Origin of the sequence: Sporosarcina sp. P13 (genome assembly GCF_002743055.1) — a bacterium.
In the GTDB taxonomy this organism is placed as follows: Bacteria; Bacillota; Bacilli; order Bacillales_A; family Planococcaceae; genus Sporosarcina.
In genome coordinates, this window is sequence record NZ_PDYM01000018.1 from 13,800 (window position 1) to 40,186 (window position 26,387).

Annotated in this window: 22 protein-coding genes and 1 other annotated feature; of the genes, 20 read left to right on the top strand and 2 right to left on the bottom strand. The window is 40.8% G+C overall.

The features are described from left to right. Nucleotides 1–2 precede the first annotated feature (2 nt). The 17 genes from CSV79_RS09700 (at nt 3) to CSV79_RS09790 (ending at nt 20,778) form a co-directional block, all read left to right on the top strand. A complete protein-coding gene (locus CSV79_RS09700) occupies nt 3–980 on the top strand; it encodes a tetratricopeptide repeat protein (RefSeq protein ID WP_099688853.1) in 978 nt (325 codons plus the stop codon). 248 nt (nt 981–1,228) lie between these two features. After that, nucleotides 1,229–2,515, top strand: a complete 1,287-nt coding sequence (tig, locus tag CSV79_RS09705) for a trigger factor (protein WP_099688854.1) — start codon at nt 1,229–1,231, stop codon at nt 2,513–2,515. A gap of 191 nt (nt 2,516–2,706) precedes the next feature. Further along, the gene (gene clpX / locus CSV79_RS09710; protein WP_099688855.1) at nt 2,707–3,975 is read left to right on the top strand and encodes an ATP-dependent protease ATP-binding subunit ClpX; all 1,269 of its coding nucleotides are present in this window, start codon (nt 2,707–2,709) and stop codon (nt 3,973–3,975) included. A 128-nt stretch (nt 3,976–4,103) separates the two neighbouring features. Continuing rightward, nucleotides 4,104–6,425 (top strand): endopeptidase La, encoded by a 2,322-nt coding sequence (lon, locus tag CSV79_RS09715; RefSeq protein ID WP_099688856.1) that lies wholly within the window; start codon nt 4,104–4,106, stop codon nt 6,423–6,425. Continuing rightward, a complete protein-coding gene (gene yihA, locus CSV79_RS09720; RefSeq protein ID WP_099688857.1) occupies nt 6,422–7,003 on the top strand; it encodes a ribosome biogenesis GTP-binding protein YihA/YsxC in 582 nt (193 codons plus the stop codon). Before lon ends, yihA begins: the two co-directional genes overlap by 4 nt. A 131-nt stretch (nt 7,004–7,134) precedes the next feature. Further along, the gene (hemA, locus tag CSV79_RS09725; protein ID WP_099688858.1) at nt 7,135–8,511 is read left to right on the top strand and encodes a glutamyl-tRNA reductase; all 1,377 of its coding nucleotides are present in this window, start codon (nt 7,135–7,137) and stop codon (nt 8,509–8,511) included. A 281-nt stretch (nt 8,512–8,792) separates the two neighbouring features. Further along, on the top strand, nt 8,793–9,623 hold the full coding sequence (ccsA, locus tag CSV79_RS09730) for a cytochrome c biogenesis protein CcsA (protein ID WP_099688859.1): 831 nt from the start codon (nt 8,793–8,795) through the stop codon (nt 9,621–9,623). A gap of 15 nt (nt 9,624–9,638) precedes the next feature. Continuing rightward, complete coding sequence (hemC, locus tag CSV79_RS09735) at nt 9,639–10,568, top strand: hydroxymethylbilane synthase (protein ID WP_099688860.1); 930 nt, start codon at nt 9,639–9,641, stop codon at nt 10,566–10,568. Then, nucleotides 10,561–11,325: a uroporphyrinogen-III synthase gene (locus tag CSV79_RS09740; RefSeq protein ID WP_099688861.1), complete on the top strand. Its 765-nt coding sequence runs from the start codon at nt 10,561–10,563 to the stop codon at nt 11,323–11,325. The genes hemC and CSV79_RS09740 overlap by 8 nt, the downstream gene beginning before the upstream one ends. Next, the gene (gene hemB, locus CSV79_RS09745) at nt 11,322–12,302 is read left to right on the top strand and encodes a porphobilinogen synthase (RefSeq protein WP_099688862.1); all 981 of its coding nucleotides are present in this window, start codon (nt 11,322–11,324) and stop codon (nt 12,300–12,302) included. The genes CSV79_RS09740 and hemB overlap by 4 nt, the downstream gene beginning before the upstream one ends. Next, on the top strand, nt 12,303–13,595 hold the full coding sequence (hemL, locus tag CSV79_RS09750) for a glutamate-1-semialdehyde 2,1-aminomutase (RefSeq protein WP_099688863.1): 1,293 nt from the start codon (nt 12,303–12,305) through the stop codon (nt 13,593–13,595). Between the two features lie 447 nt (nt 13,596–14,042). Further along, entirely contained in the window at nt 14,043–14,645 is a 603-nt protein-coding gene (locus CSV79_RS09760) for a hypothetical protein (RefSeq protein ID WP_099688865.1), read from the top strand. A gap of 240 nt (nt 14,646–14,885) precedes the next feature. Further along, nucleotides 14,886–15,104 (top strand) — a binding site (T-box leader). A 55-nt stretch (nt 15,105–15,159) separates the two neighbouring features. Continuing rightward, nucleotides 15,160–17,805: a valine--tRNA ligase gene (locus CSV79_RS09770; protein WP_099688867.1), complete on the top strand. Its 2,646-nt coding sequence runs from the start codon at nt 15,160–15,162 to the stop codon at nt 17,803–17,805. Between the two features lie 159 nt (nt 17,806–17,964). Continuing rightward, nucleotides 17,965–18,651 (top strand): DNA alkylation repair protein, encoded by a 687-nt coding sequence (locus CSV79_RS09775; RefSeq protein WP_099688868.1) that lies wholly within the window; start codon nt 17,965–17,967, stop codon nt 18,649–18,651. A gap of 128 nt (nt 18,652–18,779) precedes the next feature. Continuing rightward, nucleotides 18,780–19,238: an SRPBCC family protein gene (locus tag CSV79_RS09780; RefSeq protein ID WP_099688869.1), complete on the top strand. Its 459-nt coding sequence runs from the start codon at nt 18,780–18,782 to the stop codon at nt 19,236–19,238. A gap of 207 nt (nt 19,239–19,445) precedes the next feature. Continuing rightward, entirely contained in the window at nt 19,446–20,168 is a 723-nt protein-coding gene (locus CSV79_RS09785) for an AAA family ATPase (protein ID WP_099688870.1), read from the top strand. Between the two features lie 19 nt (nt 20,169–20,187). Beyond that, on the top strand, nt 20,188–20,778 hold the full coding sequence (locus tag CSV79_RS09790) for a hypothetical protein (protein WP_099688871.1): 591 nt from the start codon (nt 20,188–20,190) through the stop codon (nt 20,776–20,778). 267 nt (nt 20,779–21,045) lie between these two features. Here CSV79_RS09790 and CSV79_RS09795 read toward each other — a convergent pair whose 3' ends face one another. Next, entirely contained in the window at nt 21,046–21,831 is a 786-nt protein-coding gene (locus tag CSV79_RS09795; protein WP_099688872.1) for an ATP-grasp domain-containing protein, read from the bottom strand. Then, nucleotides 21,828–22,694, bottom strand: coding sequence for an ATP-grasp domain-containing protein (locus CSV79_RS09800; protein ID WP_099688873.1), 867 nt, complete (start codon nt 22,692–22,694; stop codon nt 21,828–21,830). Before CSV79_RS09800 ends, CSV79_RS09795 begins: the two co-directional genes overlap by 4 nt. Before the next feature lie 61 nt (nt 22,695–22,755). Between CSV79_RS09800 and CSV79_RS09805 the strand changes: the two genes are divergently transcribed. The 3 genes from CSV79_RS09805 to CSV79_RS09820 all read left to right on the top strand — a co-directional run bounded on the left by CSV79_RS09805 (nt 22,756) and on the right by CSV79_RS09820 (nt 26,382). Continuing rightward, nucleotides 22,756–23,967, top strand: coding sequence for a bifunctional folylpolyglutamate synthase/dihydrofolate synthase (locus CSV79_RS09805; protein ID WP_158232508.1), 1,212 nt, complete (start codon nt 22,756–22,758; stop codon nt 23,965–23,967). Between the two features lie 110 nt (nt 23,968–24,077). Then, nucleotides 24,078–24,518 (top strand): PulJ/GspJ family protein, encoded by a 441-nt coding sequence (locus CSV79_RS09810; RefSeq protein WP_099688875.1) that lies wholly within the window; start codon nt 24,078–24,080, stop codon nt 24,516–24,518. Nucleotides 24,519–25,014: 496 nt separating this feature from the next. Next, nucleotides 25,015–26,382: a hypothetical protein gene (locus CSV79_RS09820; protein WP_099688877.1), complete on the top strand. Its 1,368-nt coding sequence runs from the start codon at nt 25,015–25,017 to the stop codon at nt 26,380–26,382. Nucleotides 26,383–26,387 lie beyond the last annotated feature (5 nt).

The following is a 26,387-nucleotide window of genomic DNA, read 5'->3' on the forward strand; positions in this document are numbered from 1 at the left end:
GAATGGCGTTGCAGAAAAAACGCAGATCAGTGATTAAAAAAGGAAATGTAATTGTCTTTCCTGGAACGATGGAACGACTGTATCGGGAAGGTAAGGAAGCGATGGAGCGGGATCTTCACGATGAAGCGATTGAGAGTTTCGAGGCGATCTTAGATATTAATCCTAATGATACGTCCGTTTTAAACTTACTCGCTATTTCCTTATATGAGATAAAGGATTATAAACGAGCAAAAGAATTTGCACTTCTTGCGATGCAAAACCAATCAGGTAATTATATAGAAATCTTGGAGTTATATTTATCCATCTCCATTCAATTGCAACAATATGAAGAAGTCGAACTGACGATTCAGGGATTGATGGAAAAAGAAATGATTCCAGAACGTAGTCTGCAGAAATTTCGGTATTTGCGTGAACTAAACAGCAGATTATCTAATCGTTATATAGAAGACTCGGCATATTCTGACGAACCGATGATTAAGATAGAAGAGTTCGTGCAGCTGTCGCCTCATGAACAACAGGATTTCCTGCTGTCGCTACAAAACCAAAAGTTAGAGCCTTATATACGATTGCTTGAAGAAATTGTGCAATTCGAGGAGAGTTTTCCAATTGTTAAGACGTACGCGCTTCTTTTATTGCAACAAAGTGGTTCGGATGAGCCTGTCTATATAAGAAAGTATCATTTTGAAACAGAAACAAAGCCCACTAGACTTATTTCGCCTGAAAATGATCAATTCATAGACGAAGTACAGTTCGTAGCGCGCTCACGTTTTGAAAAAGATCCAACAGCTAGTGAACTAGTCGTTAATCTAATCTTGAAGTACAGTGTCTTGCTGTTTCCATTCCACTGGGGACCCTATACAGCGGAGGAAGTAGCGGAAGCGTATATTGCGTACACAAAGCAATTACTGTACGGTAATATAGTTGATGAAACCGCTCTGCTACAGTTCATACGTTCGGTCGATGAGGAAATGGATAGCTGATAAGGAAAAAATCTTGAAAGATGATTAGACTATGTTATACTAAAATGGTTGTCAACTGCTTATCTGCGTGCAGCCCCGTTATCATACATCGTTTGGTAACGAAAAATAGCTGAATTCAGGTAAAGCCTTCGATAGATGCTGAAGACATTTTCAAGTAGTACCGAGAAAGCGTGGAAGCAAGTAAGCGAAGGTATAATTGATTAAAATAAACGAGTACTAGTTGTTTAAATGATTTGGAGGTCATACATATGACAGTTAAATGGGAAAAATTAGAAGGTAGTCAAGGGAAACTTACATTTGAAGTTTCTGTAGAACGTTTCAACGAAGCAGTAGATCAAGCGTTCAAAAAAGTTGTAAAGAAAGTACAGGCACCAGGTTTCCGTAAAGGAAAAATGCCACGTAAAATGTTCGACAAAATGTACGGTGAAGAATCACTTTACAACGATGCAATTGATATCGTACTTCCAGAAGCTTATTCTGCAGCAGTTGATGAAGCTGACGTAGATCCAATCGCAGCTCCTGAAATTGACATTGAAAAGCTAGAAAAAGGCGAGCCAGTTGTATTCACAGCAGTTATCGCTTTGAAGCCAGAAGTGAAATTAGGCGAATACAAAGGTCTTGAAGTAACTCGTCAGTCTACTGAAGTAACTGAAGAAGAAATTGAAGCTCAACTAGAACAACGCCGTCAAGGTCTTGCAGAAATGGTTGTTAAAGAAGACGGTGCTGCTGAAGAAGGTGACACTGCAACGATCGACTTTGAAGGATTCGCTGATGGTGAAGCATTCGAAGGTGGAAAATCAGAAGGTTATGATCTTGAAATCGGTTCTGGGTCATTCATTCCTGGATTTGAAGAGCAAGTAGTTGGTATGAAAGCAGGAGAAGACAAAGAAATCGAAATCACGTTCCCTGAAGAATACCATGCGGCAGAATTAGCTGGAAAGCCTGCTACATTCAAAGTTAAAGTTCACGAAATTAAGTCCAAAGAAGTTCCTGCACTTGACGACGAACTAGCTAAAGAACTTGACGAGAGTGTTTCTTCAGTTGAAGAACTACGCACGAAGTTGAAAGAAGAAGCTGAAAAAGTGAAGAAGAATGATTCTGAAACAGCTCTTCGTGACGACCTAGTAGAACAAGCAGCAAGCAACGCTGAAATGGAAATTCCACAAGCTATGATCGATTCAGAAATCAATCGTATGATGCAAGATTTCGAACAGCGTCTACAAATGCAAGGTATGAACCTTGAACTGTACTTCCAATTCTCTGGTCAAGACGAAGCAGCTCTTCGCGACCAAATGAAAGACGATGCGCTAAGCCGCGTTCGCGTTTCTTTAACACTTGAAGCAATCGGTGCTGCAGAAAACGTTGAAGTAACAGAAGAAGAAGTAAATGCAGAACTTGAGAAAATGTCAGAGCAATTCGGTATGGAAATTGAGCAAATCAAGACTACGCTTGGTGGAACATCTGTACTTGAAAATGACCTACGTTTCAACAAGACAGTTCAATTGCTTGTAGATAGCGCAAAAGTTACTAACTAATCTTTTCATATAGTCCGAACAAGGTACGGTTTTCCCGTGCCTTGTTTTTCTTAAAAAGCTTACGTGTATAGTCATTGAAAAACTTCACAGACTAAAATGTAAAGCGCATACATATTTTAGCGTTAAGTTCTAAATAGTTGATTAAGTCATGGTAATCTTGTAGTATATTCACTTGAATAGGGGTGAGCATAATGTTTAAATTTAATGACGAAAACGATAACCTGAGCTGTTCTTTTTGTGGTAAATCACAAGATCAAGTCCGCAAATTAGTGGCAGGTCAAGGTGTATATATTTGTGATGAATGCGTTGAACTTTGTGCGGAAATCGTCGAAGAGGAAGTCGGTCTAGAAGAAGGCTTCGAACTGAAAGATGTTCCGAAACCAAGAGAGATCCAAAGCATCCTTGATGAATATATCATCGGGCAAGATCGCGCAAAGAAATCACTCGCTGTAGCTGTCTATAATCACTATAAACGAGTAAATTCAGGCAGTAAAATTGATGATGTAGAGCTAGCAAAATCGAATATCGTCTTGATTGGGCCAACAGGTAGCGGTAAAACTTTACTTGCGCAAACCTTAGCAAGAATCTTGGACGTACCTTTCGCGATTGCAGATGCGACTTCTTTAACTGAAGCTGGTTATGTTGGGGAAGACGTAGAAAATATCCTTTTAAAATTAATTCAAGCAGCTGACTTCGATATCGAAAAAGCTGAAAAAGGAATTATCTACATTGACGAAATTGATAAAGTAGCTCGTAAGTCTGAAAACGCATCGATTACACGTGACGTGTCAGGTGAAGGCGTTCAGCAGGCATTGCTAAAAATCTTGGAAGGAACAGTAGCGAGCGTGCCACCACAAGGCGGTCGGAAGCATCCTCACCAGGAGTTTTTACAAATAGATACGACGAATATCTTGTTCGTTGTTGGTGGAGCATTTGACGGTATTGAAGATATCATTAAGCGCCGTATTGGACGTAAGGTCATTGGTTTTGGTACAGATCCGAACAAAGAAATCGATGAAAAAGAAAGCCTATTATCTAAATTAATTCCAGAAGATTTGCAAGCATTCGGCTTAATTCCGGAATTCATCGGTCGTTTGCCTGTCATCGCTACATTGGATTCGTTGGATGTCGATACATTGTATCAAATCCTAACAGTTCCTAAAAACGCAATCGTTAAACAGTACCAAAAGATGGTGGAACTTGATGATGTAGCTCTTCGATTCGAAGAAGAGGCATTACTCGAAATAGCAAGTGAAGCAATCGCTCGTAAGACGGGTGCTCGTGGATTGCGCTCAATTATCGAGAACATTATGTTAGACGTCATGTACGATTTACCATCTCTTGAAGAAGTAAAGGAATGTGTCATTACGAAGGATTCTGTCCTAGGTAAAGCAACTCCTATTCTTTATAAAGAAGATGGAACGATTTACGATATCGACAAAGAAAAAAATACCGCATAACGCCGAAAAGGCAAAAAAAGCCGGCTCTACCGATGCGTACCTATACGCTAGGTAGTCGGCTTTTTACTTACATATGACTGCACTATTATGCAGTAAATACATACATATCTTATTGGAGGTGGCCAGCAATGCCGAGTATTAAAAAAAATAACATACCTTTATTGCCACTCCGCGGAGTGATTGTTTATCCGACAATGGTACTACATATTGATGTGGGTAGAGAACGTTCGATTTACGCACTCGAACAAGCCGTGTCCGGGGATCACCAAGTGTTTTTAGCGATGCAGATGGATCTAAGCATAGAAAATCCTGAAATGGAAGATTTACATCGCGTCGGTACATTAGCAACGATACAATCGATGACACAACTTCCTAATGGGACATATCGCGTCTTGATAGAAGGTTTGCATCGTGCGGAATGGGTTTCGTATGAGGAAGCAGATCTTTTCCCAGTTGTTAATATCGTAGGCTATGAAGAAAATCAGGAGAAAGATGCAGAAATAGAAGCATTGATGCGGACGTTACTTGAACAATTTAAGCGTTATGCGAAGAATAGTAAGCGTATTTCTGAAGAAACATTGAAAACGGCTTCGGAGATTTCAGATGCAGGACGGTTAGCAGATATGATTGCATCAAATCTTCCGTTGAAATTGACAGCGAAACAAGAAGTTCTGGAAATGACAGATGTTCAGAAACGTCTGGATTGGCTTATTACTCGCATGTATAACGAACAGGAAATTATGGAACTCGAGCAAAAGATTAATGAGCGAGTGAAAGAAGCGATGGAGCGTACGCAGAAAGAATTTTATTTGCGTGAGCAACTAAAAGCGATCCAGACAGAGCTTGGCGACAAAGACGGTAAAGGTCTTGAAGTAGCAGAATTGAAGCGGAAAATTGAAGAAGCTAATATGCCTGAAGATGTCAAAGAGGCGGCTGAACATGAGTTGGATCGTTTTGAAAAGATTCCTTCTATTTCTGCGGAAAGCGGTATTATCCGTACGTATATTGAATGGCTTATTACGTTACCGTGGTCTTATGCAACTGTGGATCAGTTAGATTTGTCAAGATCAGAAGCTATCTTGGATCGTGATCATGAAGGTCTAGAAAATGTAAAAGAACGAATTTTAGAGTTTTTAGCTGTGCGTCAGATGACCAATTCACTGCGTGGACCAATCCTATGTTTAGATGGTCCACCGGGAGTTGGTAAAACTTCATTGGCGCGGTCAATTGCGGAATCACTTGGCCGTAAATTTGTGCGTATATCACTTGGCGGTGTGCGGGATGAATCTGAAATTCGTGGTCATCGTCGGACATATGTCGGTGCGATGCCAGGCCGTATTATTCAGAGTATGAAGACAGCGGGCACGATCAATCCAGTGTTTTTACTAGATGAAATTGATAAAATGTCCAATGACTTCCGAGGAGATCCTTCGTCCGCTATGTTAGAGGTACTTGATCCAGAGCAAAATAGTACATTTAGTGATCACTATATAGAAGAGCCTTATGATCTATCGAATGTTCTTTTCATTGCAACGTCGAATGACCTAGGGGCGATTCCAGGTCCATTACGTGATCGTATGGAAGTGATTTCGATTCCTGGATACACGGAACAAGAAAAACAATCGATTGCTATTCGTCACTTAATTCCTAAGCAATTGAAGGAGCATGGACTGACGAAGTCTCAAGTGCGCTTCCAAGAACAAGCTGTGTTGGATCTTGTGCGTTATTATACGCGTGAAGCGGGCGTTCGTTCATTGGAGCGCCAAGTGGCAAGTATATGCCGCAAAGCTGCACGACAAATCCTTGCCAAAGACAAGAAAAGTCTGACGGTGAGCTCGAAAACATTGGAATCTTTGCTTGGTAAAAAACGCTTCCGATTTGGACAAGCTGAAACAGTTAACCAAGTCGGTATGGCTACAGGACTTGCGTATACAACGGTTGGTGGAGATACACTACAAATCGAGGTTTCTTTATCACCGGGTAAAGGGCAACTATTGCTGACTGGAAAACTCGGGGATGTCATGAAGGAATCTGCTCAGACGGCCTTATCTTATGTACGTTCAAAAGCAATGCAGTTTGACATTGAGCCGACGTTCCATGAAAAATGGGATATTCATATTCATGTTCCTGAAGGTGCTACACCGAAAGATGGACCTTCTGCTGGAATAACTATTGTTACCGCATTAGTTTCAGCATTAACAGAACGTCCTGTGCGCCGTGAAGTCGGTATGACGGGGGAAGTGACGTTGCGTGGACGTGTGCTGCCTATTGGTGGACTGAAGCAGAAGACGCTGAGTGCCCATCGTGCAGGCTTGCGAACGATTATTATACCTAGTGACAATGAACGTGATCTAGATGATATACCAGAAAGTGTACGCGAAGAATTAACATTTAAACTCGTGTCGGATGCTCATGAAGTACTCGATATCGCTTTGGAGGAAAAGAAATGAAAGTCCATAACGTAGAAATGATTATGAGTGCAGTTAGACCTGAACAATACCCAACGGAAGGCTATCCAGAATTTGCGTTAGCTGGGCGTTCGAATGTCGGGAAGTCATCATTTATTAATAAGATGATTGGTCGCAAAAGTTTGGCGCGTACTTCATCGAAGCCGGGAAAAACCCAAACATTAAATTTTTATAAAATTGAAGAAAAATTATTTTTTGTCGATGTACCCGGTTACGGCTATGCGAAAGTGTCTAAATCAGAACGCGAAACATGGGGTGGAATGATTGAGCGTTATATTACTGGACGTGAAGAGTTACGTGCGGTCATTCAAATTGTCGACCTACGTCATCCGCCATCCAAAGATGACTGCATGATGTACGATTTCTTAACACATTATAATATTCCCACCATCGTTATTGCGACAAAAGCTGATAAAATTCCTAAAGGTAAATGGGAAAAACATAAGAAAGTTGTGCGAACTACATTGAATATGCAAAAACATCATCCACTCATCGCTTTTTCGTCTGAATTAGGATTAGGCATGGAAGAAGCATGGCGTGAAATCGAAAGCCGTATGTAACTTGATTCATGTGTAAGACAGTTATTGCTAAAAAATGACGTCAAACGATGTTCACAATTTGCATTCTAAGCACATCACTATGTATGCTATAATGAGTGTAGGAAAAGATTTTTGAAAGGTGTGAGCACCTAATGTATACAGTTGTTGTCGGTGTCAACCACCGAACCGCCCCTGTCGAAATTAGAGAGAAATTATCATTTGTTGAAACTGAACTGCCACAAGCGATGCAAACGTTGCAACAGCAAAAGAGCATCTTGGAAAACATTATTATTTCCACTTGTAACCGTACAGAAATTTATGCGGTCGTTGATCAGATTCATACAGGACGATATTATATAAAACGATTTCTTGCGGATTGGTTTTCTATTCCAATCGAAGAATTCTCCACGCACTTAATTATTCATGAAGAAGATGGCGCAATTGAGCATTTACTACGTGTGACTGCAGGTATCGACTCCATGGTACTTGGTGAAACACAAATTCTTGGACAAGTCCGTAGCAGTTTCTTAGCTGCACAGGAAATTGGAACTACAGGTACCGTTTTCAATGAATTGTTTAAGCAAGCCATCACAACAGCGAAAAAAGCTCATACGGACACTGCAATTGGCGAAAATGCCGTTTCTGTTTCGTATGCTGCTGTAGAACTCGGAAAGAAGATTTTCGGTTCATTGAAGAATAAACATATCGTCATCCTAGGTGCTGGTAAGATGGGTGAACTAGCGGTCAAAAACTTGCAAGGAAGCGGCGTAGGTAAGATCACTGTGATTAACCGTACGTTCTCCAAAGCAGAGTTGCTAGCTGCGAAGTTCGATGGTGAAGCGAAGTCTATGCAAGAGTTGCAATGTCTTTTGCTTGAAGCAGATATTCTAATTAGTTCAACGGGTTCAACCGACTATGTCATCGATTATGAACTCATGGGGTTCGTTGAGAAGTTACGTAAAGGGAAGCCTTTGTTCTTGGTAGATATCGCAGTTCCGCGCGACTTAGATCCGAAAATCGGTGATCTTGCAAACATGTTCTTGTACGATATTGACGATTTACAAGGAATTGTTGAAGAAAACCTAGCAGAACGCAAACGTGCAGCAGATGAAATTGGTCTAATGATTGAAAGCGAAGTCGTTGCTTTTAAAGAATGGCTATCGACACTTGGCGTAGTTCCAATGATTTCCGCATTGCGTAAAAAAGCAAGCCGCATCCAAAGTGAAACGATGCTCAGTATCGAAAACAAGATACCAGACTTAACAGAACGCGAAAAGAAAGTACTAAACAAACACACTAAATCCATCATCAATCAATTGCTTAAAGAACCGATTCTACAGGCGAAAGAGTTGTCTACTGACAAAAAGGCTGTAGAAAAACTAGCTCTATTCGAACAAATCTTTGGCATAGCAGAAGATGTAGTTGTAGAAAAAGAGCAGTTAGCCGTTCAAGCAAAGGAGCGCCTGCAAAAGCGTGCTGATGAAAAGAACAAAAAACTTAACGCAAACGAATTAAATTACCTATACTAATTGACTGGTGGTTCTGTATCTGCTCTTTAACAAGAACGATACAGACCTCCTTTTTTATTTGCGGATTTACTAGAACAACATTAGAAATAGATAAAACCTTAAGCACTTATAAATTAGTTATACTTTTCAAGTGCGCTGAAGTGAGTGAGTGAACTTGATCCTTATCTTTTAAAACTACAGATGCAATCATTTGCAGGAATACCCTCACATTTGAGACAATGTATAGGGAAAGATCGAAACGCAAAAAGAGAGGGTTCCGCTCGAAAGGTAGAGAATAACTTATGGTGGAATTGACAATGGCAAGGCTTCAGGAATTCATGATAGTCCTCTACGCCCTTGGTCTTGTCTTTTATCTAATAGACTACATCAAAAAACAAAAAGCCATGCAACGCGTTGCATTTTGGCTAATCATCACCGTTTGGGTGACACAAACCACTATACTAGCACTGTACATCATCGAGATGAAACGCTTCCCAGTATTATCGTTAGTCGAAGGGATTTATTTTTACGTCTGGTTGCTAGTCACCTTATCTATCGTGTTCCAACTCATATACAAAGTAAACTTCATGGTTTTCTTTACGAACATCATCGGATTTGGGTTCTTAATGATTCACGTATTTTCAAATTTGAAATACTCAGCTTCGACAGTCGGAGATTCGCTTATATCCGAAGTATTATTTATTCACATTACGACAGCGATCCTCTCATACGCTGTATTTGCCTTAGCATTTGTTTTTGCGGTCTTATATTTAATTGTCTATAAAGTATTAAAGAAGAAAAAGTGGACGAAACGATTTTCAAGCCTCCCGAATTTACATCAGACGATGATGGGTATGAAAATGTCTATTTATACGGGCATCCCTATTTTATTCGTCAGTTTATTATTCGGCGTTCAGTGGGCATATGTCGCGCTTTCCGAATGGTCTGTGTGGGACGTTAAAATTATGGGTTCGTTCGCGGTATTACTGATCTATACATCCGTAGTGTATTTCAACTACAAAGGGAAACTGCAGTCAATGGAGTTTGCTTGGATGACGATTTTTGCATTTCTTTTAACAGTCGTAAATTTCTTTTTAGGCAGTACCCTGTCTCAATTTCATTTATGGATATAAGGAAGGAAGTATATTGTGAGAAAAATTATTGTAGGTTCCCGTAGAAGTAAATTAGCAATTACACAAACTAATTGGTTCATTGAGCAGATGAAGCAAGCTGGTGCACCATTTGAGTTTGAAGTCAAAGAAATCGTTACGAAAGGTGACCAGATTCTTGACGTCATGTTGTCGAAAGTCGGCGGTAAAGGATTATTCGTTAAAGAAATTCAACAAGCTCTTTTTGATAAAGAAATCGATTTTGCAGTACATAGCATGAAAGATATGCCTGCTGAAATTCCTGCTGGTTTAACAGTTGGTTGTATTCCGAAACGTGTGGATCCACGCGATGCTTATATCGCAAATGATCATGTTCGTTTCATGGACTTGCCTATTGGTGCAGTAGTCGGAACGTCAAGCTTACGTCGTAGTTCACAGCTATTGATGCTGCGTCCCGATCTTGAAATCAAATGGATCCGCGGTAACATCGATACGCGTTTGCGTAAAATGCGCGACGGCGAATATGACGCGATTCTTTTAGCAGCTGCTGGACTGAAGCGCATGGGCTGGGACGATGATATCGTTACGGAACATTTATCGCTTGACGACTGTATCCCAGCTGTTGGACAAGGTGCGTTGGCGATTGAGTGCCGTGAAGACGACGCTGAATTACTCCAAGAATTGTCTAAGCTAACAGATAAGAATACGTGGATAGAACTGCAAGCTGAACGTACTTTCTTAAATGAAATGGATGGTTCATGCCAAGTTCCGATCGCTGGATTTGCGACGTATGATGGAAATGAAGTAGAGCTGACAGGTTTCATTGCGTCTCCAGATGCGATTGAAGTCTTCCGTGAAACTGTGAAAGGAACAGACCCGGTTGCCGTTGGTAAAGAAGTGAGTAAGATTTTACGCGAACAAGGGGCCGCTGAAGTAATCGAGAAAGTGAAGGCGGAAATGGATGCGTAAAGCTCTACCGTTACTAGGGGAAACGGTAATTTTCACAGGTACCCCGAAATCTAAAGAAGCCGCTGATTTGGTTAAATCCTACGGTGGTACGCCGATTTCAATTCCATTGATTGAAGTGGAAGAAGTGAGTAAGAAAGCTGATTTACAAAAACTTCGACAAGCAATGAAAGCAGATTGGCTAATTTTTACTAGCCAATCTGCTGTTGCGGCATTCCGCGCGAAAATGCAACGTTATGATGTGTCTTCAGGTACATTCAAAGGGAAAGTTGCAGCTGTCGGTACTAGGACAGCCGCTGCGCTTGATAAGCTTGGCTTTACGGTGTCGTTTATTCCGAGCGTTTTTAGTGCGGATGTCTTCGTTAAGCAGTTCAAGCCAAAAGAATCCGAGAAATTGCATGTCGTGTTTTTGAAAGGCTCGCTTGCAGGTAGTTTGATTAGAGAACAATTACCATTCCATGTATCAGAGTGGACTGTGTATGAAACGAAAATTGCAACGAGTGAAATCGATAAACTCATTCGACAAATTACTCATAAAGATCAAGTGTCCGTATTATTTGCTAGTCCGTCTGCAGTCGAAGTGTTTTCTTCGCGCATAGCCCCGAAGACGACTTGGAGCGGTTTTACGATATGCGCGATCGGTCATGTGACAGAACGTGCATTGTTGAAAGTAGGCGCGCCTGTACACGTAAAACCTGAAACGTACACATTAGTAGAGCTAGTCCATGCGCTAGCTAAAGGAAAGGAAGTAATGAAATGAATCCAGTAGAATTCAAGCGCCATCGCAGACTTCGTGCAAATGCAAACTTGCGCTCGATGGTGAGAGAGACAGAAGTAAAAGCAGCGGATTTCATTTATCCCATTTTTGTAACAGAAGGCGAGAACGTTCGTAATCCGATTGCGTCTATGCCTGGAATTGATCAGTTTTCAATTGACCAATTCCTCCTAGAAACAGATGAAGTCGTTGCACTTGGCATTCCATCCATTATACTATTCGGTGTTCCAAACGAAAAGGACGCGCTTGGAACAGGTGCGTATAGTGATGAAGGAATTATTCAGCGTGCGACTCGTGCCGTAAAAGAGCGCCATCCAGACCTTTTAGTAGTTGCGGATACTTGTCTATGCGAGTATACAGACCACGGACATTGCGGTGTCGTTCATGGAGAAGATGTTGATAATGATGAAAGTCTCGTTCTGCTTGCGAAAACGGCGGTGAGCCAAGCACAAGCTGGAGCAGATATTATTGCACCATCGAATATGATGGACGGTTTCGTTGCTGCCATTCGTCAAGCGCTTGATGAAAATGGCTTTAAGCATATTCCTGTTATGTCGTATGCGGTGAAGTATGCTTCGGCTTATTATGGTCCATTCCGTGAAGCGGCAGGCTCGACTCCGCAGTTTGGAGATCGGAAAACATATCAAATGGATCCGGCGAACCGTATGGAAGCGATGCGAGAAGCGGAATCTGATATTGTTGAAGGTGCAGACTTCTTAATCGTTAAGCCCGCGCTATCGTATTTAGATATTATCCGTGATGTGAAGAATCATGTGCTATTGCCAGTCGTTGCGTATAACGTCAGTGGCGAATATGCAGTACTCAAAGCTGCAGCGTTAAACGGTTGGGTGGATGAAAAGAAAATTGTACTAGAAACGCTGACAAGTATGAAGCGTGCAGGCGCGGATATTATCATGACGTATCATGCAAAAGACGCCGCTCGCTGGTTGGAGGAGAAGTAATTGGGAAATAATTATTCGAAATCAGAACAAGCATTTAAACAGGCGGTAGAACTTATGCCTGGTGGTGTGAACTCTCCAGTTCGTGCATTCAAATCCGTCAATATGGATCCGATCTTCATGGAAAGTGGTAAAGGAGCCATCATCAAAGATATCGATGGCAATGAATATATCGACTATGTATTATCTTGGGGTCCACTTATTTTAGGACATACGCATCCGGACGTTGTTGCAGCTATTCAAAAAGTTGCTGAAACAGGAACAAGCTTCGGAGCACCTACTTTACTTGAAAATGAACTAGCAGAACTTGTAATCGATCGTGTGCCTTCCATTGAAATGGTGCGTATGGTATCTTCAGGTACAGAGGCGACAATGAGTGCACTTCGTTTAGCTCGTGGCTATACGAAGCGTAATAAAATTTTGAAATTCGAAGGTTGCTATCATGGTCACGCAGATTCATTACTGATTAAAGCAGGATCTGGTGTGGCGACGTTAGGCTTGCCAGACAGCCCTGGTGTACCGGAATCAATCGCTTCAAACACGATTACTGTTCCTTATAATGATTTAGCGAGTGTCAAAGAAGCATTTGAACAATTTGGCGAAGATTTAGCAGGTGTTATTGTCGAACCGGTTGCAGGTAATATGGGCGTTGTTGGTCCGGAACACGGATTCTTACAAGGCTTACGTGAATTGACAGAAGCAAACGGGACATTATTGATTTTCGATGAAGTGATGACTGGATTCCGTGTTGGTTATAAATGTGCACAAGGCCACTTCGGCATCAAGCCCGATTTAACTTGTCTCGGTAAAGTAATCGGTGGTGGTTTGCCTGTTGGAGCTTACGGTGGGAAAAGAGAAATTATGGAACATGTGGCACCTGCAGGAACCGTTTATCAAGCAGGTACACTTTCTGGAAATCCACTAGCGATGACAGCAGGTATCGAAACGCTGAAGAAGCTAACACCTAAATCCTATGAGCGTTTCATTAAGTTAGGCGATCAATTAGAAGAAGGTTTCCGTGCAGCGGCTACCGCAAATAATATTCCGCACACAGTCAATCGTGCAGGATCCATGATCGGCTTCTTCTTTACGAATGAACGCGTCTATAATTACGATAAAGCAAAATCCTCTGATCTAGAGTTGTTCGCAGAATATTACCGTTTAATGGCGGCAGAAGGTATTTTCCTACCTCCTTCCCAGTTTGAAGGAATGTTCTTGTCAGCGGCACATACTGAAGAGCATATTGCGAAAACAGTGGAAGCATTCCATACCGTGTTTGAGAAATTGAAGAGATAATTTGGAGCACCGGGCAGATATACTTGCCCGGTGCTTTTTATGTTCAATAAGTTGGACGAATGGCGCTGTTCTAGCTGTGAATAGCGCGGTTGTCCTTTGGAATGGCGCGGCCCGGGCGTTGAATAGCGCGGTTTGCCTTTGGAATGGCGCGGCCCGGGCGTTGAATAGGGCGGTTGTCCTTTGGAATGGCGCGGCCCGAGCGTTGAATAGGGCGGTTTGGCTTTGGAATGGCGCGGCCCGGGCGTTGAATAGGGCGGTTTGCCTCTGGAATGGCGCGGCCCGGGCGTTGAATGGCGCGGTTTGCCTTTGGAATGGCGCGTCTCGAGCGTTGAATAGCGCGGTGCAAGCCTGGAATAGCGCAATTGCTGTCATTGTTATCAGCTTTTCCTTCTAAACCCTCTACCTGCTTCATATAATAGCCTGAGCTAAGAAAAGGAGTGAAGTAGATTGACTAGACATCAATGGACGGTACAAGAAACATTTTATTTTCCAGCTGAATATGGTGCGTTTACAGAAGCCGCTGAATGTAAAGTGACGCCTGGGTTTACGGAAGACCGAACAGAAGATTCGATTCGCTTGCAGGGAATTTATCACATTGCAGCGAATGTCGTATTTGATGGAGACAAGCCAGTGGCAGATGCTTCAGAAGAACGCCTCGTGATTGATGACGTAGAAGTGGATAACAACAAAGGATATTTCGAATATGCTGTGCCATTAAACGTTGATTTGCCTGCAGAATACAAAGGCATATTGGAATTACATGTAGATGAAATAAAGGCCACGCCAAACGACGGTGGATTACATTTAGAGTGGACGGTTCATCTGAAAGAGGTGAAAGTCCAAGAAGAAGTCGCTGTCGCGCAACCCGTCGCTGCTGAATTCGCCGTAGAATCGACATCACATATGGAATTCCTTGCGAATGCAGACCGAGCAGTCGAAAATGTGCATAATGAAATGGAAGACTTTCTCTTATACATCGCCGCACTAGATGACGACGTGACGAGAAAGATCTTCCATTCAAATAATATTTTTGTAGAAGCAGAAGGATAAACAAGCGAGTAAGCAAAATAATAAAAAGTCACCCGTCGTTGGCACAATGAGTAAACGGATTAATTGAAACACCGTAAGAGGAATAATACAGCCTTTACAATAAAACCGTGTTCTTCTCAGCCAAGGTGGCAATAAATACGGATTATAGCCTTTACGCACAATACATCATCCTTTCTTTAGTCTGCAAGTAAAACTTGACGGAGATAGTATTCTTCGCCTATAATAATGGGTGATAAGAATAACTATGCGAAGAATAGGTAAGTACATGTGTACAGTTTTCTCTAGAGAGGGTACGATTGGTGGAACGTACCTGGAAACGACAGATGGAAAGTCCCCTATGAGCAGTTTCTGTGAAAAACAGTAGCAGAGACCGGTGAAAACCGTTACCAATTCATGAAGATGTATGCTATTTTAGCGTTCATAAATAAAGGTGGTACCACGAGCTCCTTCGTCCTTTAACCGGGAAGAATGGAGCTTTTTTGTATCCCTTTTTTTAACTGAAGGAGGAACTGAAATGACTGATGAATTAACGATGCCAACGAAGTATGACCCGCAAGCTGTAGAAAATGGACGTTATGACTGGTGGCTACAAGGAAAATACTTTGAATCCGATGTAAAAAGCGAGAAAGAACCGTATACAATCGTTATCCCGCCACCAAACGTTACGGGTAAACTTCACTTGGGCCATGCTTGGGATACTACGCTACAAGATATGCTTATTCGTATGAAGCGTATGCAAGGCTACGACGCACTATGGTTACCTGGAATGGACCATGCGGGTATCGCAACACAAGCAAGAGTTGAAGAAAAATTACGTTCTGAAGGTAAGACACGCCATGATTTAGGCCGCGAGAAATTTGTACAAGAAACATGGAAGTGGAAAGAAGAATATGCAAGCCATATTCGTGCACAATGGGCGAAACTAGGATTGGCGCTTGATTATTCGCAAGAACGTTTTACTCTAGATGAAGGATTGTCAAAAGCGGTACGTGAAGTATTCGTAAAATTATACGAGAAAAAGCTAATCTATCGCGGTGAATATATCATCAACTGGGATCCTGCGACGAAAACAGCAATATCCGATATCGAAGTGATTCATAAAGACGTTCAAGGTGCATTCTATCATATGCGCTATCCATTAACGGATGGTACTGGATCTATCGAAATTGCTACAACACGTCCGGAAACGATGCTCGGTGATACAGCGGTTGCAGTGCACCCGGAAGATGAGCGTTACAAGCACTTGATCGGCAAAATGGTAACATTGCCAATCGTTGGCCGTGAAATTCCAATCGTGGCAGATGATTATGTGGAAATGGACTTCGGAAGCGGTGCAGTGAAAATTACACCTGCACATGACCCGAATGACTTTGAAGTAGGGAATCGTCATAACTTGCCACGCGTACTCGTCATGAACGAAGACGGTACGATGAATAAATTAGCAGGTAAATACGAAGGGTTGGATCGTTTCGAATGCCGTAAGCAAATCGTCAAAGATCTGCAAGATATGGACGTGTTATTCGAAATTGAAGACCATATGCATTCAGTCGGTCACTCGGAACGTAGTGGAGCAGTCGTAGAACCTTATTTATCTACACAATGGTTCGTTAATATGCAACCACTTGCTGAACAAGCGATTAAGTTGCAGAAGAACGAAGATGAGAAAGTTCATTTCGTACCAGAACGTTTTGAAAAGACGTATCTTGGTTGGATGGAAAATGTTCATGACTGGTGCATTTCTCGTCAGCTTTGGTGGGGCCACCGTATCCCGGCTTGGTACCATAACACAACAGGTGAAATCCATGTTGGTCAAGAAGCACCGGCAGATGAAGAGAACTGGACACAGGACAAAGACGTTTTGGATACATGGTTCTCGTCTGCACTTTGGCCTTTCTCGACTATGGGTTGGCCGGATGTTAACAGCGAAACGTTCAAGAAATACTATCCGAACGATACCCTTGTTACAGGATATGATATCATCTTCTTTTGGGTGTCCCGCATGATCTTCCAAGCACTCGAATTCACGGAGGAGCGTCCATTTAAGGATGTCTTAATCCATGGACTTGTACGTGCAGAAGACGGTCGTAAAATGTCTAAGTCTCTCGGTAACGGTGTAGACCCAATGGACGTGATCGATCAGTACGGTGCCGACGCATTGCGTTACTTCCTAGCCACAGGTTCTTCACCTGGTCAGGATTTGCGTTATTCTACCGAAAAAGTAGAAGCGATCTGGAATTTTGCCAATAAAATTTGGAATGCTTCCCGTTTCGCATTGATGAATATGGACGGTATGACATACGACGAAATCGATCTAACAGGGGAGAAATCTGTAGCGGACGCATGGATCTTAACTCGTCTGAATGAAACGGTTGAACAAGTGACAAGCCTTGCCGATCGCTATGAATTCGGTGAAATGGGTCGCGCATTGTACAACTTCATCTGGGATGATTTCTGTGACTGGTATATTGAAATGGCGAAATTGCCATTATATGGTGAAGATGAAGTAGCGAAGAAGATGACGCGTTCTGTACTTGCGCATGTTCTAGATCAGACGATGCGTTTATTGCACCCATTGATGCCTTTCATTACTGAAGAGATCTGGCAGAACCTTCCTCACGTTGGGGAGTCGATCACAGTGGCGAAGTGGCCAGAAGTCGATGCACAGTTGATGGATAAATCGCGTGCAACGGATATGAAATTATTGATGGATATTATTAAAGCAGTACGTACAATTCGTGCAGAAGTGAATACACCGATGAGCCGTAAAGTCGATTTGTATATTTCTGCAAAGGATGACGCGACTGTGGCGGTACTTGAAGCAAATCGTCAATATGTTGAACGTTTCTGTAATCCAGAGTCGTTGACAATTGGTGTAAATGTCAATGCACCAGGTAAGACAATGTCGGCAGTCGTGACAGGGGCAGAGTTGTATTTGCCGCTTGAAGGATTGCTTGATATTGAAGAAGAGTTGGCTCGTTTGACGAAAGAACTCGGCAAGTGGCAAGGTGAAGTGAAGCGAGTGCAAGGCAAGTTATCTAACGAACGCTTTACAGCGAAAGCCCCTGCTGCAGTTGTTGAGGAAGAACGTGCGAAAGAACAAGATTATTTAGTGAAGTATGCGGCGGTTGAGCGTCGTATTGCGGAGTTAAAGGAAATTTAATTAATTTAGGAGACCCATCTGATGGCGAAAAGTTTTCGCTGTTAGATGGGTTTTTGTATTCTACGTTCGGGGGAGGTACTGAGCTATTTAATAATATGTAAGAAATGATATACTTGTTTGTAATCCATTGATTAATGAAGTGAAAGGTGACAAAGTCTTATGAATGATTCATTAAAGCCGTATATTCAAGAACTTGTTCATATCTTTTCAGAACATGCCGATGAGGATTATGCTGTGTGGTCTAAAAACTATGTTAGAAACCAATTTGATTTCCTAGGTATTCGAACACCTATTCGTAGAAAGTTAATTAAACAATTTATAAAAGAAAATGGTTTACCGCAAAATGATAAATTGAAAGATATTATTTTTTCACTTTGGGATCTTCCAGAACGTGAATACCAAAAAGCAGCTCTAGATATTCTTGAACACACAAAAAAGAACCTTACTACCGATGATATGTCATGGCTATCCACTTTAATTGTAAAAAAGTCATGGTGGGAGACGGTAGATGTGCTTTCGCCAAATATCTTTGGATATATGTTTTTAACGAATCCCGAAACGATTCCTATATATGCTGATAAATGGATTGAAAGTGAAAATATTTGGCTACAAAGGTCAGCGATATTGTACCAACTTAAATATAAAGAAAAAACAGACGAAGAACGGTTATTTCGATATATTTTAAGACGAGCAAGTAGTGATGAGTTTTTTGTTCAAAAGGCAATCGGGTGGGTATTACGTGAATATGCTAAAACCCAACCTAATCATGTCAAAAACTTTGTCAATCAACACTCTTTAAAACCGCTTAGTAAGCGGGAGGCTTTAAAACATTTTTCAAATGAGTAACCACGTAATAAATCCAAGAGTTGGCATATAAATTTGTAATAATACGCTACTGCGTAATAAGCATGTACATGTTTAAAGCGACTAAAGGCACACATACTATCATCCATAAAGCATATGGAGGAATTGTCATGCCAATGATCACACATAGGGAATTTATTTCAGCTCCGATTGATAAGTGTTTTGAACTTGCAAGAGATGTTGAAACGATTATGCGAACAGCGCCAGACATAAAACAAAAAGCAGTTGGCGGGGTAACTTCTGGTTTGCTGGAAAAAGGGGATATCGTTACGTGGGAAACCGTACATTTTGGTATACGTACGCAACTAAGTTCTCAGATGATTGTCGTGGAAAGACCTCATTTATTTAAGGATTCCATGGTGAAAGGACTCTTTCATTCATTTACACATACCCATGAATTTATCGAGGTACAGAATGGAACATGGATGATTGATCGTTTCGACTATAGTTCGCCATTGTCTTTACTTGGTGTGATGGCTGATCAGTTATTTTTGAAACGTTATATGCAGAATTTTATTAGAAAACGAGCGGGTGTGCTAAAAGTGATTGCTGAAAGTGAAGATGTGTAAATGGATAATTACTTGAACAATATACCTGTGTAAGAACGCTGTATGATTTTTCTTACATAGGTATTTTATTTATTATAAACCTAAGAATCTAGCGGCAAACCTGAAGTAAATGAGCATGCCTGCAATGTCACGAATGAATGTGATCATTATGAGGTCGTTTTTACGTCTAAATCAGTTTGAACAAAATAATAAAAAAGGGGGAGTAAGATGTTCTTAAAAAGAATTGCACTTTTGGAAGAAGAGATTCCTTCTTTTGGTCGATATCCATTTTCAATCCCTTCTATCAAAAATCTAAAAAAGTTGAATTTAGAAAATCCGGTGACGTTTTTCGTAGGAGAAAATGGCTCTGGAAAATCTACGTTGTTGGAAGCGATTGCGGATCGTTGTGATTTTAATACGGCTGGCGGGGGACGAAATAATACATATGATGTCTATGCATCAGAATCAGTACTTGGTAAACATATTCGGCTTTCTTGGCTACCTAAAGTAACGAATGGATTTTTCTTGCGAGCAGAATCATTTTATAGTTTTGCAACACATCTTGAGGAAGTGGATGAGTCAGGGTTTAAAGATTATGGTGGAAGATCGCTTCACGAGCAGTCTCATGGCGAATCGTTTTTATCGTTATTTCTTAATCGGTTTAAAGGCCAAGCGATTTATCTGTTAGATGAACCGGAAGCTGCGTTATCCCCTGCAAGACAGCTGACTTTTTTACGGATTATTCATGACTTAGTGTCAGAGGGAAATGTACAATTTATCATCGCGACACATTCACCGATTCTATTAGGGTATCCAAACGCAGAGATTTTAAGTTTTGATGAGGGGGAAATTTCACCGATTGACTATGAAAAGACCGACCATTATCAAATTACTAGGTACTTTTTAGAGAACCGAAAGCGATTTTTATCTGATTTATTAAGTGAAGAGTAAATGTAAAAGAGGTGTTCGCATGTTTTCGGATGAACAACTACAAAAACTCATTGAAGGAAAAATGATTGGGGATGCATTTCCTTATGATACTGCTAATGAAATAGAAGTTGAGTCTCATATTAGACATTTATTTTATCGGATTAATCGCATTCCAAATGTAGTGTGTAAAGCAGAATGGAATCATTTCGGCAGTGGCTACGCTTCGTTTATTGAATTTTTTTGTTATCGAAAAGAAGATGTGATGGTTGTGGGAGAGAAGTATGGATTTCAGGAGGTAGAGATAAAGGGAATACTTATTGATATTTCACGCCTTGCAGCAGTAGCGATACTAGGCGAAGATGAACGATATAAAAAAGTGCGTATTGAAACGAATGAAACCGTTGGTGGGGGATACGGTTCTATACTCGATGGTCCCCATCGATTAACTGTTAGCGAGAAGCTTCTAACGTTTGCAGCTGAATTAAAGAATGTCCTAAAAGATTTTGACTATGAATTGTTGGAAGCTAAAGATATTGAACAACCTTTATCATTTCAAACGAAAATCCCAACAATTTATCGTCCAGTGAGACAGTACTTAGTTATGGATGCTATTTTTTATTGGGAGGATTGATTTACTAAAAAGTAGTTGCTATCTTCTAATTTTAAGATTGAATATATTGTGCAATAAAAAACAGGGCTGTGGAGAAAGTTTTTGTTCCTCCTACTCTATTTTCATCATAGGGATATTTAAGGTGTGTATCAATAAACGTTCCGTGGAGTTTTATCTGTTTAATCCAAAAAAGAATCCCTTTCAATCAATGATTAAAAGGAATTCTAATTAATTTACCCGAAAATAGCATGTTTAACCGCTTGATGAAAAAATCAAATGCCACTTGTATCAAGCTTCCAACTGCTCCTTTACATACTCCATCAACTTCTCCGCTACAGAAAAATCATATGTCACATACAACGATCGTGCCCCAACTGGATCCTCGATTTCATTCAACAACCAGCCACCAGTCGTCGGGAGAATAAAATCGATACCGATATAGTCGCTGGAAATTGCCCGGGAAATCGTTTTCACTTGTTTCGTTTCGCTATCGCTTAAAGAATACTTTTCTACTGTACCACCGAGTGTGTAGTTGGATTTGAAAGAATCCTGAGAACCTGTTCGTTTCACTGCACCAATAATTTTTTCACCAAGCATGAATACCCGGACGTCAGTTGCATTGGATTGGATGAATGGTTGTGCGATAAGTTCGTTTGCTTCAAAGCAAATGAGCACATCATCTACTTGCTGTTTCGTTTCGCAAAGGAATACTTCACTTCCACCATGACCTCCACGTGTTTTCAATACCAATGGCAACTCCGGTAGTCGCTGATCTGCACGGAATGTTGGGACGGTAGGAATGCCAAGCGTCCTTGCGAGTTCAAATGTGCGTAGTTTATCATTCGCGATTTCTTGCACACTCGCGCGATTGAATAGTCGATAGCCTGCTTGTTCTAATTGTAAAGCCAATTCGGGATCACGATCGCGGAATAAAATGAAATCTACTGACTTTGTAGGTGGTTCTAACACTAGTTCTAACGCGATTCCTAGCTCATTTGATTTTTTCATCAAATCGTCTATAAACGCATAATTTCGCTTCGCTTCCTCCGCATTGTAATAGACAAAACCCTTCATCTAAGCTTCTCCAGTATGTACGCAATCATCGCATCGGCTACATTAATACCGGTGACGTTTAAGAGATTACGAATATGTGCCGCGCCATTTACTTCGCAGACGAGTGGTTGTTCACCTGGACCGAATAGTAAATCGACACCTGCGAATTCCGCACCGACTGCTTTGGCGGCTGCTAGTGCGAGTGTTTCTTGTGCTGGAGTCAACTCTACAACTTCCGCCACACCACCGTTTGTAATATTCGCCCGGAAATCTGTTTCAGAATGGCGGTACATTGACGCAATGATTTGATCGCCTACGATATTGACGCGTAGATCCCGTCCTCTGCTCGTTTCAATGAACTCTTGGAACACGTAATCGACTCCACGTAGCTCCTTTACTTTTTCATCAAATGCCTTTTTTGTCTCGATTAAGTACACTTTCATGCCGAATGAACCGTGACCTTCTTTAATAATTAATGGTAAACCAAGTTCTACTAAGACGTTTTCATAATAACCACTATCTTCAATTGTGAAATTCGGATACACTTTCGGCGCAATGATTGTCCTCGGCATAGCGACACCGTGTTTTGCTAGTTCCAAATATTGTTTCGCTTTATTGTCACACGTCTCAATCACTTCTGGATCATTGAAGACAGGAATGCCCAGTTGTTTCAAGTAACGCGCCAGCAATGTGTCTTTATCTAGAAAGACGACAAAATCAGGTACATTCTCGATTTTTCTTTGTACGTTCATCCGAACTTCATAATTTTTCAAAAGAGTCGTTCGTATCCCCGCACGTTCTGCTGCTCCTTGAACGAGCCGTGCCTGATCCGCGAATTTATCACTCGTCAAACTTCCATTATATATTACCCAACAACTTTTCAATCCACTCGCCACCTTTGTTATACTACATATATATCTTAATTTTAGCACAGGAGGAAATACTTTGATTCCAAAATTAGACGAATATAAAAAACAATTTGACATAAAAAGTGATGATGCGATTAAGCCAGGACTAGACGCGATAGAAGAGGCGCTTGCGAATGTACTGAATCCAGAAAAAGATTTACGCATCATTCATGTGGCAGGCACGAACGGTAAAGGTTCGACCATTGCGGTTATGGAAGCAGTCCTACAAGCACATGGTTTCGAAACAGGCGTTTTTTCTTCGCCAGCGATGCTTGATCTACATGACCAAATTCGAATCAACGAAAAACCCATCACAGCCGATGAACTAGCGTATGTATTTGAAGAAATGGAAGCCGCAGGACTAAGCGGCATGCTGACAGACTTTGAATTACTGACAGTCGCTGCGTTTTTAGCTTTCCGCAACGCTACACCGGATTACGTTTTACTCGAAACGGGCATGGGTGGCAGACTCGATAGCACGAATGTCGTCACGCCACTAGTTTCCGTCATCACATCTATCGCGCTCGATCACACCGGATTTCTTGGTGATACGGTGGGAAAAATCACTTCACATAAAGCGGGCATTATCAAACCGTATATTCCTGTCGTCGTAGGAGATTTACCAAATGAAGCAAAAGACGTTATTCTAGCAGAAGCTATACATACTAAAAGTCTAGTGCGAGCCTATGGAGAAAATTTCACTATGAAACAAGAAGAAATCGAAATCTTCCGCGGTATGAACACATTCGAACTCCCTACACGAAACATGAAGGGCCCCCACCAAGCAATCAATCACGCAGTCGCACTCGAAGCGTTATCAGTAGCAGGCGTACCGTTAAAACAGGAAAAAGTCGCAAAGGCAATCGCCGGCGTACAGTTACCGTTCCGCTTTCAGGAAATTAGCGAAAACGTTTATATCGATGGTGCACATAATCCAGCAGCAGCTACTATGTTAGTGCGTACGATAGAAGAACAATTTCCAGGAGAAAAGGTAGACTGGGTTGTTGGGATGTTGAATACGAAGGACTATGGCGAGACATTGAAGATTCTTGCACCACTTGCAAACAGTTTTACGTTTGTGGATTTTCCCCATGGGCAGGCAGCGAAAGCAGAGGATTTACAGGTAGTATGTCCAATAGAAAATAGTAGGATAGTCTCGTTAGAAGAAATTGATTTAAAGAATATTGAAAAAACAGTAAAAGTAGTCGTCGGCTCACTTTACTTATTGAGTTCTTTAATGAGACAATAGGCTTAACGTAATAGGTTTTTTAGACTGGTTTTTTATTGGGAATATATTTAGTTTGATATGGAGTAGTAGGAAATGCCGAGTGTGAAGGTTACAGGGAGGGTGATTACGTCATGAAAGTTAGTGATGGGAAAGGCTTTACCTTAGTAGAGGTACTTGCTGCATTGACGGTTTTGGGTATAGTATTCGTTGGCTTCATGACGATTTATCCCCAGATGACTAACTTTAATGCAAGAACAGAGGCTAAACTAGAAACAATGAATTTAGCAAAAAGAGAATTAGCCTTTTGGAAAGAAAATCCTCTTCTTTTAGAAGACAATAATCAGTTGACAGAAATTCCGCCGGATCATACATCTAAACCAGGCTATATCATTTATGAGTATACCTATGAAGCAGAGCCATCTTTCAAATATCAAGTAACCTACAAAACTGCAACCGATTTGACTGCACCGCTAGTATCGGAAGTTTCATTGCATAGAATCCACGTCGTAGTCTTCAAAGGTGATCGAGAGGTAAGTGAAACATTTGGTTACATGGAAAAACCTGTGGATTGAAAGGAGGATTTATCATTAAACAAGATGAACGAGGTATGACGCTCGTTGAGACGTTGGCTACTTTGTTACTTGTGACTCTAGTTGTAAGTTTGATATGGACAACGTTTTTTATTAGTTCACGGCATAATGTTATGGAGACGCACAAATTAAGACTTCAGCAAGATGGAAATTATATTACTGCGGAAATTCAGCGGCTTCATCGCATTTGTGACGAGTATGAACTTGTGATAACAGCTAACAAAGTTAGTGTAGAGAATTGTGATAGTGATAAACCCAATACGCCAAAGAACTATACTATAACCAAAGAGTATATTTATAGTCTAGAAGAACAAGAGCCAACTACAGAAGAAGTGCGATATTCGATACTACGAAGTAATAAAGATCTGTATATTAGTGAATTCAAAATAACAGATCCGAGAGAGACTAAATGGAACATAACTTTTCCGCTAATGGCATCTAGATATAAAAAGTCTTCTTGATGTGAGGATGATAAATCATGGATAAAAGTAAGAATGAGAATGGCTACGTTTTAATTATAGTGTTGTTTGCGATTGTTTTTATCATGATTACTAGCGCAGTGTTTATGAGAGGTGCCCTAAGCAATGCCAAACAAGAGCAAATAGTTGATACAAATAATTTAGCGATTATGGCTGCTGAAATGGGCGTGGACTATTACAAATGGAACTATATTAATAAGTACAACGATGTTAAGGGTCAGGTATGGGAAGATTATAAAGAAATATACTCAGTGGAAAGAATGAAGATTCAAAGTAGTAACGATATAAATAAAGAACAGCAATTAGCGGATTTGCCAGCAAAGATTAGAAAAGATGCAGTGAAGGCGTTATGGGCGATATTAGATAATTATACAATTACACCGGCAAATTTGGCTGGTGAAAAGTACTCTTTTACAGATAAAGATTTTAACATCGTACAAGATCTTACTAATTACTCAGTATCAATCTCTGGTGATGTTCAAGGGGTATACCGAGGAAATGATAAAATGCTGAACTTTAAATTGGTTTTTACAATGCCTGAATTTGATGAAGATGAAGATGAAGATAGTGGATCACAGCCGAGCGGCGGAGTGAAAGATTTAACTTGGTTTGTGGATAATAATTTACCTTTTATTACTAAACCTTCATTACAATGTCCTACAGGTAAAAAAGCAAATGTAACAGGTAAAAAGTGTGTGTTTTCTGATGTGAATTTAATTGAAAATGCAAATAATTCAACTTTATATTTCGACGGAGATGCCACAAAAGAACCTAATGGTAACTTGGGTGGAAATGTTAAAGGGAGCAAATTTTATGTTACAGGTGAACTTGCTTCGTTCAATCTTAATAACATGGAGAACGGTGAGTTTTATGCAAAGGGTAATATTGCTTTTAAAAACATGCAAAATATCAAAAACGTCAACTTTTTTACAAAAGGTAATTTCACAGCAGAGCAAGTTGATCTATCAGGATCTTTCGTAGCGATGGGTGGAAACTTCAAACCGTCGAAGCATGTCAAACTTATCGGAAACAGTGTTTTGGCAATACGGAATGACTGGGAAGCAAATAGTTTCTCTCAAGAGATATCTAGTGGTTCTAAAGCTTGTGTAGGCGGTTCTGTTAATTTAAAAGAAATTACTGTTAGTGGTACTGGTAAGTTATATTATGTCGCTGAAAAAGCGAAAACTGCTGGTGTGACTATTATTCCAAGTAAACATTTCCGGATTAGTGAAGCAGATTATGTTAAAGACCCTAATAATCTATTCAAGAACTGTCAAGGTGGCGGAACTGTAGTGACTGATCCGAGTTCCCCAGATTTGAATGAACCTGCTTGGATTGATCCCGAGATAGAAGTATTTTATTACTAGGCTAG

Coding starts and splice junctions, on each gene's coding strand:
- CSV79_RS09700 (WP_099688853.1), top strand. CDS start 3: ATGGCGTTGCAGAAAAAACGCAGATCAGTGATTAAAAAAGGAAATGTA.
- tig (WP_099688854.1), top strand. CDS start 1,229: ATGACAGTTAAATGGGAAAAATTAGAAGGTAGTCAAGGGAAACTTACA.
- clpX (WP_099688855.1), top strand. CDS start 2,707: ATGTTTAAATTTAATGACGAAAACGATAACCTGAGCTGTTCTTTTTGT.
- lon (WP_099688856.1), top strand. CDS start 4,104: ATGCCGAGTATTAAAAAAAATAACATACCTTTATTGCCACTCCGCGGA.
- yihA (WP_099688857.1), top strand. CDS start 6,422: ATGAAAGTCCATAACGTAGAAATGATTATGAGTGCAGTTAGACCTGAA.
- hemA (WP_099688858.1), top strand. CDS start 7,135: ATGTATACAGTTGTTGTCGGTGTCAACCACCGAACCGCCCCTGTCGAA.
- ccsA (WP_099688859.1), top strand. CDS start 8,793: ATGGTGGAATTGACAATGGCAAGGCTTCAGGAATTCATGATAGTCCTC.
- CSV79_RS09740 (WP_099688861.1), top strand. CDS start 10,561: ATGCGTAAAGCTCTACCGTTACTAGGGGAAACGGTAATTTTCACAGGT.
- hemB (WP_099688862.1), top strand. CDS start 11,322: ATGAATCCAGTAGAATTCAAGCGCCATCGCAGACTTCGTGCAAATGCA.
- CSV79_RS09770 (WP_099688867.1), top strand. CDS start 15,160: ATGACTGATGAATTAACGATGCCAACGAAGTATGACCCGCAAGCTGTA.
- CSV79_RS09775 (WP_099688868.1), top strand. CDS start 17,965: ATGAATGATTCATTAAAGCCGTATATTCAAGAACTTGTTCATATCTTT.
- CSV79_RS09780 (WP_099688869.1), top strand. CDS start 18,780: ATGCCAATGATCACACATAGGGAATTTATTTCAGCTCCGATTGATAAG.
- CSV79_RS09785 (WP_099688870.1), top strand. CDS start 19,446: ATGTTCTTAAAAAGAATTGCACTTTTGGAAGAAGAGATTCCTTCTTTT.
- CSV79_RS09790 (WP_099688871.1), top strand. CDS start 20,188: ATGTTTTCGGATGAACAACTACAAAAACTCATTGAAGGAAAAATGATT.
- CSV79_RS09795 (WP_099688872.1), bottom strand. CDS start 21,831: ATGAAGGGTTTTGTCTATTACAATGCGGAGGAAGCGAAGCGAAATTAT.
- CSV79_RS09810 (WP_099688875.1), top strand. CDS start 24,078: ATGAAAGTTAGTGATGGGAAAGGCTTTACCTTAGTAGAGGTACTTGCT.
- CSV79_RS09820 (WP_099688877.1), top strand. CDS start 25,015: ATGGATAAAAGTAAGAATGAGAATGGCTACGTTTTAATTATAGTGTTG.